We start from the raw sequence: 14,406 nt of genomic DNA, 5'->3' as shown, positions 1-14,406 counted from the left end.
CATGCTACCGGTGTCAAGAAAGACAGATTTCCTGGTTCGAGAGAGTGCGCCGTCCAAGCGGCGCGGTGCGGGGGAACGAGCGCTGAGTTGCTGGCTGCAACCAGGCTTGCCTCCGTTTGTGGCAACGATGGGGGAGTAACTCACATGCTGGCAGTCGATCGTCATCGCGGTCTCATTCGCGCATCCGTTCGCGCGATCCTTGGTCTTGCATCGGTTTCAGTCGTCGGAATGTCTGCATTCGCACAGGAAGCAGCTCAGCCCGACGGTGCTGTGGAAGAAGTGATCGTGACCGGCTTCCGCGAGAGCTTGAACGCAGCGCTCGAGCTCAAGCGCGATTCCATCGGCGCGGTCGACTCGATCGTCGCTGAAGACATTGCCGATTTCCCGGACCAGAACCTCGCTGAATCCATTCAGCGCATCCCCGGCGTTTCGATTGCCCGCCAGGGCGGCGAAGGTCGCCAGATCACCGTTCGCGGTCTCGGTCCGCAGTTCACGCGTGTACGCATCAACGGCATGGAAGCACTGACGACGACCGGCGGCACCGACGCAACGGGCGGCACGAACCGCAACCGTGCGTTCGACTTCAACATCTTCGCGTCAGAGCTCTTCAACTCGATCAAGGTCGCCAAGACGGCGTCGGCTGATCAGGAAGAAGGTTCGCTCGGTGCGACTGTCGATCTGACGGTGGCCCGTCCGTTCGACTACGACGGCCTCACCTTCGTAACCGGTGCGCAGCTCGGCTACAACGATCTGCAGGAAGACGTGGATCCGCGCGCAACGGCGCTCATCAGCAACACCTGGGCCGACGGCAAGTTCGGTGCACTGTTGTCAGTGGCTTACTCGGATCGCGAGTTCAAGGACACGGGCGCCAGCACGGTTCGCTGGCAGGACCCTGCCGGCAACTGTCCGTTCTCGACCGGCACCACGGTCAACACGGCCTGCTTCGCTCAGGCGTCCGTGCTGCCCGGCGCAAGCGTGACAGCTGCGCAGCTCAACTCTGCGTTCCGCCCGCGTATCCCGCGCTATGACATGTACGAGAACACCCAGGAGCGCCTGGGCGTGACGGCCTCGTTGCAGTTCAGCCCGGCTGATTCCACGGTGCTGACGTTCGATGCCCTGTACGCCGACCTGCAGTCGACGCGTACCGAGCAGTTCCTGGAAATGCCGAACTTCAGCGCGAACATGAATGCGGTCGACGTCGTCGATGCACAGATCGATGGCAACAGCATCGTCTACGGCGTGTTCAATGACGTCGACGTTCGTTCGGAGCAGCGCTACGACGAACTCGAAACGAAGTTCACGCAGTTCACCCTGAGCGGCGAGCACAAGTTCACCGACACGCTGACCCTGACTGCATTCGCGGGCACGGCGAAGTCGGAACACGACAACCCCATCCAGACGACGTTCCTGTGGGACATCGACGATGCCGATGGCGTGGTGTTCGACTATCGCGGCAGCTCGCGTCTGCCGGTGCTCAGCTACGGCACCGCCGACGTGACGAATCCGGAAGCCTGGCGCCTGCAGGAAATCCGTCAGCGTCCCCAGACGGCAGACAACACTTTCGACAACTACGGTGTCGATCTGAAGTGGGACCTGTCCGACCGGATGGCACTGAAGGTGGGTGCTCAGTACAAGGCGTACGAGTTCGAAACCACCAGCGCCCGCAAGGCGAGCGAAGTCGCTTCTGCTGATCAGCGCGCCGTTGCACGTTCGAGCTACGCGCAGCTGCTGAATCTCAGCGATGCCAGCCTCAACGTGCCGGCCGGCACGACGTTCAGCTGGGTTGTGCCGAATGTGAAGGCCGGAATGGACGTGTTCGGCCTCTCGCCCGAGGGCTATGAAGCCTACGGCGTCAGCACGGCGAACGATCTGGGCAACAACTTCGGCGTGACGGAAGACGACACTGGCGGCTACGTGCAGTTCGAATTCAGCGCCGACCTCGGCAGCATCCCGCTGCGCGGCAACGTCGGTGTGCGCTACGTCGAGACCGCTCAGGAAGCGACTGGCTGGGCCCGCTTCACCGGCGGCACGCAGCTGCTGACGATCGAGAACGACTACGACAACACGCTGCCGTCGCTGAACCTCGTCGCCGAAATCACCGACGAATTCCTGATCCGCCTCGGCGCGGCGAAGGTGATGACGCGTCCCGGCCTCGGCCAGTTGAACCCCGGTCTCGCACTGAGCATCGCCGGTAACAACAAGACTGTGACTGCCGGTAACCCGTTCCTCGAGCCGTTCGAAGCGGATGCTTACGACCTGGCCTTCGAGTGGTACTTCGCCGATGAGTCGATGGTCAGCCTCGCTGTGTTCTACAAGGACATCGGCAGCTTCGTGCAGACGATTCGCGAGACCGGCTCGTTCTCCGACAACCCGTTCGGTCTGCCGGACAGCGCCGCGCTCGCACAGTGCGCCGCCGCCGGTATCACGGATCCCGCAACCTGCTTGAGCGGCTGGGGCTTCAACGTCCCGACGAACACGCCGGGCGGCGATCTGAAGGGCGCGGAAGTCAGCTACCAGCAGCCGTTCACCTTCCTGCCGGGCTTCATGAGCGACTTCGGCGTGATCCTGAACTACACGTATGTCGACTCCGAGGTGCAGTACCTCAACACGGCTGGCGCCGTGGTGGCCGAAGAAACCCTCGCGGGTCTGTCGCAGAACGCGGCGAATGCCACGCTCTACTACGACAACGGCGTCTTCAGCGCGCGTGTTTCGGCTGCGTATCGCGACGAGTACCTGACGACAGTTCCTGGTCGCAACCAGAGCCCGGGCCTCGGTGCGCAAGCTGTCGGACAGAACGACGTCGAAGGCACTGCCGAGACGCTCAACATCGACTTCTCGACCAGCTGGGCCGTCAACGACCATCTCGATCTGACGCTCGAGGCGCTGAACCTGACCGACGAGTTCGAAGATCAGTGGATCAGCTCGACGGCCGATCGTTCGGTGTACTACCACCACACGGGCCGTCAGTACTTCCTGGGTGCACGTTACAAGTTCTGAGGTTCCCCCTGATCCTCAGTCTCTGCTGGCGTCGGGTCCTCACGGGCTCGACGCCTTTTTTGTCTCCGTAATTCCTCTCGAGGTCTCTCACCGCCGATCCAAAACCGTCTCACGCAAACAATCACACTGTCTGGGGGAGCATGTCGTCATGCCTACTACAAAAAATTATCTGCGCACAGTTTGTGTCTTTGCCGCGGCGATGGCCGCGCCCGTTCATTCCGATCCTTCCTGCGATCTCGGTCGCCTGACGCTCGATCCAACCGATGGCTGGGCGGCTGCGGGAACCGGCGTCACCGGCGGCTCCGCTGCCGTCCCTTCCCAGGTCTATACCGTGACCACGCGCGCGGAGCTCATCGCGGCGCTCAACAACGGCGTAACGTCGTCGACATCGCCATCGAATCCGTCCAACGAGCCGAAGATCATCTATGTGAAGGGAACGATCGACTTCAACGTCGACGACGCCAACAACCCGCTCACGTGTGTGGACTACTACCGCAACGGCTACACGCTGGAGTCATTCCTTGCGACGTACGATCCTGCGGTGTGGGGTAGGGTGAATCCGGTTGGTCTGCTCGAGACTGCGCGCGTAGCCTCTCAACAGGCGCAGCAGGCTCGTGTACGCATCCGTGTGGGTTCGAATACCACGATCGTCGGCATCGACAAGTACGCGGTCATCCGCGGCGCCTGGTTCGATCTGCGCGGCACGGCGAACGTATTCAACAGTCGCAGCAACATCATCATCCGCAACATCACATTCCAGGACACCTACGATTGCTTCCCGGCGTGGAGCCCAACGGACGGTTCGCAGGGCAGCTGGAACGCGCAGTACGACTCGATCTCGCTGCGCGACACCAACAACGTCTGGATCGATCACAACACGTTCGAGGACAAGGCGACGCAGGATCAGGATCAACCGCATCACTTCGGCGTGCTGTATCAGGTCCACGACGGTCTGCTCGATATCACCAACGCGTCCGATCTCGTCACGGTGTCGTGGAATCGCTTCCGCAATCACGACAAGATGATGCTGATCGGCTCCTCCGACAGCGCGACGGCCGACAGAGGCAAGTTGCGCGTGACGCTGCATCACAATCTGTTCGACGGCATCGGCCAGCGTGCGCCGCGCGTCCGGTACGGTCAGGTTCACATCTACAACAACTACTACAAGATCGAACGCCTGCCGAACTATCAGTACAGCTGGGGCGTGGGCATCGAATCGTCGATCGTCGCGGAGAGCAACTTCTTCAAGACCGACAAGACGGTGACGCCGGACCAGTTCATCGGCCGCTTCAACGGCACGCAGATCTACGCCGAGGGCAACCAGCTCAACGGCACACCGGTGAAGAACGTGTTCGATCCGGTTGCCGCCTGGAACGCGGTGAACGATCCCGATCTCGTCCCGACGGTGGAGTGGCTGCCGGTGTTCATCAGCGGTTACGAGCTGACGAAGTATGTGCCGGCATCGGTGCAGAATGATGCAGGTCCCTTCAACTGGTGAGTCCGATGAAGAGCAGACGCAACCCCTTCTCCCTCGGCCGAGCGGCTCGCGAGGGCGTTGATCGGGACGAGACGGGTCGGTTGCTCAGGTGCACGCAAACCCTCTCTCGCAAGGCGGGGGAGGGTTTCCTGATTCTCGGTCTGATGCTGGCGGTCGCGAGCATGCTCGTCGCCTGTGCGCCCGAGACGCCGCCGTCTGTGTCCGCGCAGTCTGTGTCCAGCCAGCCGGAGGCATCGCGCCACGTTCGCAATCGATTCTTCCATCGGGAAGATTCGGCGGTGACTCGGGAAGAGCCAGGGCCTCACGAAGGCACCGGCATGACGACGGCTTATCGGTACTTCGACGATGTGACGGACGCGAAAGTCATCTTCCGCAAGCGGGCGCTTCATCGCGGCGCGTCCATCGGCATGCATGTGTTGTCGCACGACGAGGTCTACTATGTCGTCGGTGGGCGCGGCGAGTTGCAAGTAGATGACACGACGATCGAGGTGGGTCCTGGCAGTGCAACGTTCATGCATGAAGGCGCCGATGTCGGCATCCGGCAGGTGGGCGACGAAGACCTCGTCGTCATCGTCGCCTACCCGCCCGCGACGAAGCCCAGCGCCGCGAAGTGAGCAACGCGTGCAGCGGATGCAACGCTGTACGAGGCTTCTCGGCATCCTGGGTCTGCTTGCGATGAGCCCTGCCTTCTCGCAGCAGGAACTTCCGCTCTACGACGGCGCCATTCCGAATGCCATCGTCGCTCCCGACGAGGAGCGCATCCGCGATCCTTCAGAGCCGCACCTCTTTCGCCTCAACATCTCCCGACCGACGCTGACCGTCTATCTGCCACGAACACCGGATGCCAAGCGGGCGGGAGTGATCGTCCTTCCAGGAGGGAGCTATCGCGGTGTGTCGATCGAGAAAGAAGGACACGCAGTCGCGCGCGCCTTCAACGAAATGGGCGTCGCGGCGTTCGTGCTGAAGTATCGGACTCCCGATCCGCGTCACATGCGCGATCGCACCACGGGTCCGCTGCAGGACGCGCAACAAGCGTTGGCTGTCGTCCATCGCCGTGCGGCGGAGTGGAATATCGATCCCTCGCGCGTCGGGATGATGGGGTTCTCCGCAGGGGGCCATCTGGCTTCGACCGTTGCAACGCATTTCGACCAGCCGATCGCACTGGGAGTGCCGGTCGAGGTTCTTCGCCCGGATTTCCTGATGCTGATCTATCCTGTAATCACCATGCGGGAAGGGCTGGTGCACGCAGGCTCGAGGCAGATGCTGCTCGGAGACGAGCCTTCGGATGCGGACATCGCGAAGTACTCCAACGAGCTTCATGTCTCGGCCAGGACGCCGCCCACATTCATTGTTCACGCGGCCGACGATGCCGGTGTGCCTGTCGGCAACAGCCTGCGGTTCTTCGAAGCGCTCCAGGCGAACAAGGTGCCGACGGAGTTGATCGTCTATCCAGCCGGCGGCCACGGATTCGGATTGAATAATCCCACGACACCGGATCGCTGGATCGATCGCTGCCGCGATTGGCTCGTGAGCCAGGGATTCCGGCAATGAGTTCGACGCGCGTTACCCGCCGTGATGTGCTGCGCGGGGTGAGCGCCGGTGCGCTCGCCGCCTTCTCTTCGTTCGCGTTCGCTGCAACCCGATATGCAACGGCCACCACGCGTTCTGGAAAAGTTCACGGCTCCGTCGAGCAGGGAGTGCATGTCTTCAAGGGCATTCCCTACGGCGCGGACACTTCATCGCGCCGCTTTCGCCCCGCGTTGGCGCCGGTTGCGTGGAAGCGAGCGCGCGACGCTCTCGAGTATGGACCCGCCTGTCCGCAGCCAGGACTGGCCGAGCCGATGAGCGAGGACTGTCTAGTGCTCAACGTGTGGACACCGGCGTTGCGCGACGGTGCCAAGCGCGCGGTGATGGTCTACTTCCACGGCGGTGAGTTCAGTTCAGGCTCGGGTTCGAGCGCGATCTATGACGGCACCCGCCTGTGTCATCGCGGCGACGTCGTTGTGGTCACCGTCAATCATCGACTGAATGCGTTCGGGCATCTCTACCTGGGTCGGCTTCGCGGCGCGGAGTACGAGGCTTCGGGCAATGTCGGTCTACTCGACCTCGTGCAGGCGCTGACCTGGGTTCGCGATCACGCCGCCGAGTTCGGAGGCAACCCGGATTGCGTGATGGTGTTCGGCCAGTCGGGAGGCGGCGCGAAGATCGCAACGCTGATGGCGATGCCGGCGGCTCGCGGGCTCTTCCATCGCGCGGCGACAATGAGCGGTCAGCAGATCACTGCCGCAGGCCCTCGCAGTTCGACGCTGCGAGCGAGCGCCTATCTCGACGCGCTGAAAATTCCCGCGGCGGATCTCGCTCGAATCGACACCATTGCAATTGCTGATCTGGTTGCAGCGACGCGGGCGCCGGATGCGACGATGATCGGCCGCGCGTTGTACTTCGGTCCGGTGCTCGATCAGGTTTCGTTGCCGCGTCATCCGTTCTATCCGGATGCGCCGCCACAGTCCGCGCAGATCCCGATGATCATCGGCAACACCCGCGATGAGACTCGCGCGTTCCTCGGCAATGAGCCGGGTATTCAGCAGTTGAGGTGGGAAGAACTGCCGCAACGACTGCTGCCGCATCTTCACGTCGACATCAGTCCCGAATATGTAGTCGCCGAGTATCGGCGACTCTATCCCCAGTACACCGCAACGGAAGTCTTCTTCGCGGCGACGACCGCAGGACGTTCGTGGCGCGGAGCGGTGATCGAAGCGGAACTGCGTGCCGCGCAGGGCTCGCCCGTGTTCGCCTATCAGCTCAACTATCGCTCGCCGCTCGACGGTGGCCGATACGGTGCCATGCACACGATGGACATTCCGCTGGTGTTCGACAACATCGCACAGGCAGGCTCGCAGACCGGGGCGTCCGCGGAAGCACAGCGCACGGCGGACCAGATGAGTGATGCGTTCATCGCATTCGCACGAACCGGCAGTCCGAATCATTCAACTCTGCCGCAGTGGCGGCCTTACGAACTCGATCGCCGCTCAACCATGGTGTTCGACGCGCAGTCGCAGCTCGTCGACGACCCGCGCGGCGCCGAGCGCAAGTTGTTTGCGTCGGTGCCGTATATCCAGCGCGGGACGTACTAGCGGCGCAAGCTATCTCGGAATATTCCCTTTCACCGGCGCCACCTTCGGCACCATCGTCGCGAGATCCCAGTCCTTTTCGTTGAATGCCTGGCGTGTTTCCTTGTACTGGGGATAACCGCCGACTTGTTCTTCGCTGTTGATGATTTCGCCGCGACCTTCGACGGTATCGGCGACGATGCGGGCGTCGATGGGATCGCGATCCCAGGGGCGTGCGCCGGCGTTGCGGATCACTGACTCTTCCACGTCGATCGCACGAATCGGTGTGACCGCGAACGGCAACGCGGGTTTGGCCATCGGCAGAATCTGCGCTTTCGACGTCGTGTAGCGGCCGAACTTCGGCAGCGAGTTGCCGATGCGATCGACGGCGATGTTGTCTTCTTCGTAGAGCTCGATGTCGCCCGAGCCGCCGATCATGAACAGCGCGAGGTCCTTCGGCGTCGAAGGGCCGGCCCGCAGTACGTTGCCGATCAGCGTCATCTGGCCGTTCTGATAGTCGCGACCGAACCACTCTTCCGGGATCAGGTTGTAGTGCACGGCGCGAGGCCCCGGATTGTAGATGATGTTGTTGATCACCATGCCGCGCACGCCGCCCTTGAACAGCGGATTGCGCTCGTAGTTGTGCGCGTACAGATTGCCGATGATCAGGATGTCGTTGACGTTGTCGTGGATCAGAGAGCCCTTCGAGTGTTCGCCCTTCGGATGTGTCGAATGCGCCAGTCCTTCCGCGATGATGTTGTTGCTGTAAGTCAGGCGATTCGAAACGTTCTTGCGCCATTCATCCGGCGTTTTGCCCGTGAAGCGCGGTCCGGAGGCAGACAGGTTCTCGTCGATCGCCCATGTGAGCGAGCAATGATCGACGATGACGTTGTACGCATTGATCGTCGAGATCGAATCGGGCGCCCAGTTGTCCTTGACCGTCGCGCCGGCACTGCCTGTGCGAATGCGGATGTGCTGGATGATCACGTCGTGGGTCGCGAGATCGATGCCGGTCTTGATCAGCGTGATGCCGGGTGAGGGTGCGGTCTGGCCGGCGATCGTGAGAAACGGTTCGGTGATTCTCAGTTCGCGCTTCTGCAGATCGATCACGCCGCCGACTTCGAACACGACGATGCGCGGACCCTTCGTCATGATCGCCTCGATGAACGATCCGGGTCCCTCGGCAGCGAGGGTCGTCACGCGAATGATCTTCCCGCCGCGGCCGCCCGCGGTGTGTGCTGCCCAGCCTTGCGCGCCCGGGAATGCGACCTGCGAGGGTACAGCCTGCACAGAAGAGAAACCCGTCAGAATCATGAGAAATCCGAGCAGAATCATCCTCGCCCGGCCGAATCGGTCTGCGAGAGCGATACCAGTCACGTAGTCATTGATTTTCATGAAGATTCCCCCGGACGACCCTTGGTTTGACGGACGCCTGAATTGTAAATGACACCGGTTTCCTATATACAGCCCCACGAGATTAAAACTGCTTATGCCGGGGGGCGTTTGAGCGATTCGATCGATAACACGAGCAGGCAGTTCGTGCAGGCGCGGCTGGCTGGACGTTCGCTGGCCAGCTACCCGGGCACCGTTCCGCCGGATCTCCTCACCGCGTACCGAATCCAGGATGTTGCCATCGATGCGTGGCCCGACGCGCCGTGCGGCTGGAAAGTCGCGCGCATCGGCCCACAGTGGCAGGTGCAATACGCCGAAGAGCGCCTGATCGGTCCGGTCTTCGCCCGCAACGTCCACGTCGTCGGAACGGGCGACGTTGCGACCTGCCCGATCTTCGAGGGCGGGTTCGCCGCTGTCGAAGCCGAGATCGGCGTCTACGTCGGCGCCGACGCGGCGGTCGACAAGATCGACTGGACGCCGGAGCAGGCGGCACAGCTCGTCGGCAAAGTCTGCATCGGAGTCGAAGTTGCGAGCAGTCCGCTCGCGACGTTGAACGATCTCGGCCCCGGTGCCGTGATTTCCGACTTCGGCAACAACTGGGGCGTGATCGCGGGCGCCGAAATCGGCGACTGGCGCACGCGCACGGAGGAGCTCGCGGTGGAGACCTTCATCGACGGCCAATCCGCAGGCCGCGGCAAGATCGCCATTCCCGCAACGCCGCTTGCAGCGCTGGCTTTCGCGTTGAACAAGGCCGCCCAGCGCAAGCGTCCGCTGCGCAAGGGCGACTACATTTCGACCGGCATGATCACCGGCGTCCACGACATCCGGATTGGCCAGGAGTCGCGCCTGTCGTTCGGCGAGTACGGCGAGATCCTCTGCCGCGCCGTTCGCGCTGAGCGCTATTCGGGGAGCACACGATGAATCGACGCCGGTTTCTCGTCGGTGCAAGCGCTGCGGGAGTAGCGCTTGCAACAGGTGCACGCGCTGCGACAGAAGGCTTGATGACGGCAGCTGACGTCCATCCGAGCGGTTATCCGACGGTCGAAGCAGTGCGTTGGATCGGCAAGCGCCTCGAAGAGCTCACAGGCGGACGGTTACGGATCCGTGTCTACTATGCGGGCCAGCTCGGCCGCGAAGGTGACACAGTCGACCTCACACGCTTCGGCGCGCTCGACATCACGCGGGTCAATTTCGCGTCCCTGAACAATCCGTTTCCGCTCACGCGGCTGTTCGCTTTGCCTTACGTGTTCGATTCAGTCGATCACATGCGGCGTGTCGTCGATGGCGAAGCGGGCAAGATCGTGCTGAAAGGCTTTGAACAGCGCGATGTCATGGGGCTCGCGATCTACGATGCTGGTTCGCGGTCGTTCTACAACGTACGGCGTGCCATTCGCGAACCCAAGGATCTGCATGGCCTGAAGGTCCGTGTGCCGCCGTCGGACATCTTCCTCGAGATGGTCACGGCGCTGGGTGCCGAGCCGACGCCGCTGCCCTTTGGCGAGGTGTACTCGGCGTTGCAGACTCATCTCATCGATGGTGCCGAAAACAACTGGCGCAGTTTCCAGTCGAGCCGGCACTACGAAGTCGCGCGCTTCATTTCACACTCCGAGCACTCGTATTCACCCGAAGCTCTGCTGATGTCGCGACGAACGTTCGATGCACTTGCGCCGCAAGATCGGGAGCTGGTGCTGTCGACTGCGCGCGAGTCCGTCGCCCACATGCGTGAGCTCTGGGACAAGATGGAAGCCGAGGCGCGTGAGACCGTGCTGGCCGCCGGCGTCAATTTCAATGAGATCGACCGCGGCGCCTTCCATAGGGCCGCTGCACCGGTGCTCGAGAAATACACATCGCGCAGCGATCTGAAGCAACTCTACGAACTGGTGCGTGCTGCGGCCTGACGCCGCAGTTGCGACGGGGGACCGATGTCCGAAGCGAAATCGAAGTTCAGCGCCGCGCTGAATCCCATTGCATCAGCGACTGTCGCGATTGCCGGGGTATCGATCATCGGCATGGCGGTGGTTCAGGGGTGGCAGGTATTCGCCCGCTACGTGCTCAACTCCGCGCCGAGCTGGACTGAGCCGATGGCGCTGTTCTTCATGGCGACGACGATGATGTTCGGCGCGGCCGCCGGTGTTCGCTCGAGCCGTCACTTCGGCTTTTTCATCCTGGTCGAATCGGCTCGCCCACCTGTGCGCCGCATGCTGCGGATCGTCGCCAACCTCATTGCGGCATGCACGGGCCTCATGCTGGCGATCTGGGGTGGCGAGATGATGATCGACGCGTGGGACTATCGCATGGCGGGTGCGCCGCTGCCGCAGGGGTTCGCTTTCATGCCGTTGTGCGTCGGTGGAGCGCTCATCGCGTTGTTCGCCATCGAGCGCGTATTGGTACCGCTGCCGGAACAGCAGCCGGCGGCGGAATAGGTCGGGTCCCCTTCCACAAGAACGATCATCGGAAAACAACCATGGCTGTTGCGATTCTGTTCTTCGTCTTCGCTGTGCTGCTGATCATGGGCGTGCCTGTCGGCTTCTCGCTGATCGCCGCCTCGTTGGCGACGGTGCTGTATCTCGATCTGCCTGCGATCGTCGTCGTACAGCAGACGGCGGCCGGTGCCGGCACGATTTCGTTGATCGCAATCCCGCTGTTCATTTTCGCCGGCGAGCTCATGATGCGCGGCGGCATCTCCGAACGGCTGATCTCCTTCGCGAGTTCGCTGGTCGGACATCAGCGCGGGGGGCTGGGGCAGGTGAACGTGCTCGCTTCGCTGTTCTTCGGCGGGGTTTCTGGGTCGGCGATCGCAGACGTTTCCGCGATCGGTGGGGCGATGATCCCGCAGATGGTCAAGCGCGGTTTCGATCGCGACTTCGCGGTCAACGTGTCCGTCACGGCAGCGTTGGTCGCCCTGCTCGTGCCGCCATCGCACAACCTGATTCTCTTTTCGGCTTCTGCTGGCGGTTCGATTTCGATCGCCGATCTGTTTGCGGCCGGTGTGATTCCGGCGCTTCTAATGACGGCGGTACTCATGCTGACGGGCTGGGCGATTGCGCGCCGACGTGGCTATGCTACCGAGGCATTCCCCGGATTCCGCGAAGTGCTCTTGCGATTCGTTTCCGCGCTTCCGGGCCTGCTGCTCGTCGCGATGATCTTCTTCGGTATTCGCGCCGGCATCTTCACTGCCGTCGAGAGCGCGTCGATCGCTGTGGCGTACGCGTTGCTGGTAACAGGATTTCTGTATCGCCGCCTCACGTGGAAACACTTCGTCGACACTTGCGCAGGTGCGGTTCGTACGACCGGTCTGATCCTGTTCGTCATAGGTGCGGCTGCGTCGTTCGGATGGCTGCTTGCCTACTTGCAAGTGCCCACAGCAGCGGTGGAAGCGCTGACCTCGGTCTCCGACAACAAGTACGTGATCCTGTTCCTGATCATGGTCACGCTGCTGATCCTCGGAACGTTCATGGATCTTGCGCCCCTGATCATCATCTGTACGCCGATCTTCCTGCCGGTCGCAAAGGCCTTCGGCGTCGATCCCGTGCATTTCGGCGTGATCCTGATCCTCAACGCCGGCATCGGGCTCATCACGCCGCCCGTCGGCTCCGTGCTGTTCGTGGGCACGGCAATCGGCGGTATCAGCGTGACTCAGGCATTGCGCTCGATCTGGCCGTTCTATCTCGCGGCCTTCGTCGTGCTGCTGCTGGTGATCTACATTCCGGCGCTGTCGCTATGGCTGCCCGCGGCGCTGAAATGACTTGAGCTGCGAGCCCGTGCAGCGATGCCGGCTCGTTGCTTCGCTAGAGCGTCACTCCATCCTTCCAGATCGCGATCTCGCGTTCTTCGTTCAGCTCGTTCCTGGCGGGCTGACCCGACGCAGTTGCGATGATCAGTTGCAGGAACTCGTCGGTGACTTGCTCGGTATCCTCGCCCGCGAGCAGCCGGCCCGCGTCGAAGTCGATCCAGTGAGGCTTGTTCTGGGCCAGCGCGGAGTTCGAGCTGATCTTGAGGGTCGGGGCAGGAAATCCAAGCGGCGTTCCGCGACCCGTGGTGAACAGGACGATCGTCGCGCCCGCGGCGACCAATGCGGTCGATGAGATGCCGTCGTTTCCTGGCGCCTCCAGCAACGTCAGGCCGGGTTTGCTCGAGCGCTCGGCGTAGCGGATGACTTCCGTCACCGTTGCATGGCCGCCCTTCTGTACCGCGCCCAGCGACTTCTCTTCGAGTGTCGTGATGCCGCCCGCGATGTTGCCGGGCGACGGATTCTCGTGCACGGGCTGGTGATTGCGAATGAAGTAGTCCTTGAAGTCGTTCACGACGCTGACGATGCCGTCGAACACCTGTTCGCTGGCAGCGCGCTGCATGAGCAGCCGCTCAGCGCCGAAGACTTCAGGAATTTCCGTGAGGATCGCTGCACCGCCCGCAGCGGTCACGCGATCGGCAATGCGCCCGACGAGCGGGTTCGCGGTGATGCCGCTGAAGCCGTCGGATCCGCCGCACTTGAGACCGATCGACAGTGTGCTCAGCGGGCAAGGTTCGCGCTTCGTGCGCTCAGCGAGTTGCACGAGTTCTTCCACCGCCTGCAATCCGGCTTGCGTTTCGTCGGTGGTCGACTGCGCCGCGAAGGATTTGATATGCGCGCGCTGGTTTGCGGGAATATCCGCGAGCAGTTTGTCGAGCTGGTTCGATTCGCATCCCAGTCCGAGGATGAGCACGCCGCCGGCGTTCGGATGGCACGCGAGCGCCGCCGTCAGCTTGCGCGTGCGATCGAGGTCGCCGCCGAGCTGTGAGCAACCGAATTGATGCGGGAACGCGTGAATTCCGTCCACACGCCCGGCGAATCGCTGCGATGCGAGGCGCGCTATGCGCTCCGCGGTTCTGCCGACACAGCCGACCGTGCAGAGGATCCAGATCTCGTTGCGCGTTCCAACGCGACCATCGGGCCTGCGATATCCCATGAAAGTCGCCGAGGAGGACTGAGCCTGCAGCGCGGATTCGCTTGCGGGTTCATACCGATACTCATCGAGTCCCGCGAGGCGCGTGCTGACGTTGTGCGTGTGCACGTGTGCGCCTACGGGAATGTCGGTCTTTGCCCGCCCGATCGGCCAGCCGTATTTGCAGACAGGTTGCGATGCGGCGATCGCGCGCACGGCGAACTTATGTCCGCGTCCGACAGGGTCGCGCAGGGTCACGGTCTGGTCGTCGATCGTGATCTGTTCGCCGACATTCAGGTCGCGCAGGGCAATGGCCACATCATCGCGGGCCGTGATGCGGTAGGCGGCGGGCAGGGCGCTGTTCATGAGGTCCAATCGACTGGAAGTCAGGCGTTCGATAGGGCATCTTAGCGCCGGGGGAAACCGGTGTCATGATGCGAGGCGCAAGGCATCGGCACGGCGCGGAATTCACATACGCGCTTTGAAT

11 protein-coding genes are annotated in these 14,406 nt (G+C 62.4%); 9 read left to right on the top strand and 2 right to left on the bottom strand.

The window, feature by feature from the left end; all coding sequences use genetic code 11:
• The first annotated feature begins 144 nt into the window (after positions 1-144).
• The 5 genes from HNQ60_RS06965 (at position 145) to HNQ60_RS06945 (ending at position 7,629) form a co-directional block, all read left to right on the top strand.
• A complete protein-coding gene (locus HNQ60_RS06965) occupies positions 145-2,997 on the top strand; it encodes a TonB-dependent receptor (protein WP_221304079.1) in 2,853 nt (950 codons plus the stop codon).
• Positions 2,998-3,145: 148 nt separating this feature from the next.
• Positions 3,146-4,495, top strand: a complete 1,350-nt coding sequence (locus tag HNQ60_RS06960) for a pectate lyase family protein (RefSeq protein WP_184330324.1) — start codon at positions 3,146-3,148, stop codon at positions 4,493-4,495.
• Positions 4,496-4,500: 5 nt separating this feature from the next.
• Positions 4,501-5,109, top strand: a complete 609-nt coding sequence (locus HNQ60_RS06955; RefSeq protein WP_184330323.1) for a cupin domain-containing protein — start codon at positions 4,501-4,503, stop codon at positions 5,107-5,109.
• Positions 5,110-5,125: 16 nt separating this feature from the next.
• A complete protein-coding gene (locus HNQ60_RS06950) occupies positions 5,126-6,046 on the top strand; it encodes an alpha/beta hydrolase (protein ID WP_184330322.1) in 921 nt (306 codons plus the stop codon).
• Positions 6,034-7,629, top strand: coding sequence for a carboxylesterase/lipase family protein (locus tag HNQ60_RS06945; protein ID WP_407676438.1), 1,596 nt, complete (start codon positions 6,034-6,036; stop codon positions 7,627-7,629). The genes HNQ60_RS06950 and HNQ60_RS06945 overlap by 13 nt, the downstream gene beginning before the upstream one ends.
• A gap of 9 nt (positions 7,630-7,638) precedes the next feature.
• On the opposite strand, the gene HNQ60_RS06940 is transcribed toward HNQ60_RS06945, so the two are convergent.
• The gene (locus HNQ60_RS06940; RefSeq protein ID WP_184330320.1) at positions 7,639-9,000 is read right to left on the bottom strand and encodes a pectate lyase family protein; all 1,362 of its coding nucleotides are present in this window, start codon (positions 8,998-9,000) and stop codon (positions 7,639-7,641) included.
• Positions 9,001-9,108: 108 nt separating this feature from the next.
• On the opposite strand from HNQ60_RS06940, the gene HNQ60_RS06935 reads away from it, so the two are divergent.
• The 4 genes from HNQ60_RS06935 to HNQ60_RS06920 are packed head-to-tail and all read left to right on the top strand — an operon-like array spanning position 9,109 to position 12,742.
• The gene (locus tag HNQ60_RS06935) at positions 9,109-9,918 is read left to right on the top strand and encodes a 2-keto-4-pentenoate hydratase (protein WP_221304078.1); all 810 of its coding nucleotides are present in this window, start codon (positions 9,109-9,111) and stop codon (positions 9,916-9,918) included.
• The gene (locus HNQ60_RS06930; protein ID WP_184330318.1) at positions 9,915-10,895 is read left to right on the top strand and encodes a TRAP transporter substrate-binding protein; all 981 of its coding nucleotides are present in this window, start codon (positions 9,915-9,917) and stop codon (positions 10,893-10,895) included. Before HNQ60_RS06935 ends, HNQ60_RS06930 begins: the two co-directional genes overlap by 4 nt.
• Positions 10,896-10,919: 24 nt before the next feature.
• Positions 10,920-11,420, top strand: coding sequence for a TRAP transporter small permease (locus HNQ60_RS06925; protein ID WP_221304077.1), 501 nt, complete (start codon positions 10,920-10,922; stop codon positions 11,418-11,420).
• A 41-nt stretch (positions 11,421-11,461) separates the two neighbouring features.
• Entirely contained in the window at positions 11,462-12,742 is a 1,281-nt protein-coding gene (locus HNQ60_RS06920) for a TRAP transporter large permease (RefSeq protein WP_184330317.1), read from the top strand.
• Positions 12,743-12,785: 43 nt separating this feature from the next.
• Here HNQ60_RS06920 and HNQ60_RS06915 read toward each other — a convergent pair whose 3' ends face one another.
• The gene (locus HNQ60_RS06915) at positions 12,786-14,285 is read right to left on the bottom strand and encodes a UxaA family hydrolase (RefSeq protein ID WP_184330316.1); all 1,500 of its coding nucleotides are present in this window, start codon (positions 14,283-14,285) and stop codon (positions 12,786-12,788) included.
• Between the last annotated feature and the right edge of the window lie 121 nt (positions 14,286-14,406).

It is taken from the genome of Povalibacter uvarum (assembly GCF_014202975.1).
GTDB classification, from domain to species: domain Bacteria; phylum Pseudomonadota; class Gammaproteobacteria; order Steroidobacterales; family Steroidobacteraceae; genus Steroidobacter; species Steroidobacter uvarum.
The sequence above is the reverse complement of the archived record's forward strand: the minus strand, read 5'-3'. Positions and strand labels throughout refer to the sequence as shown.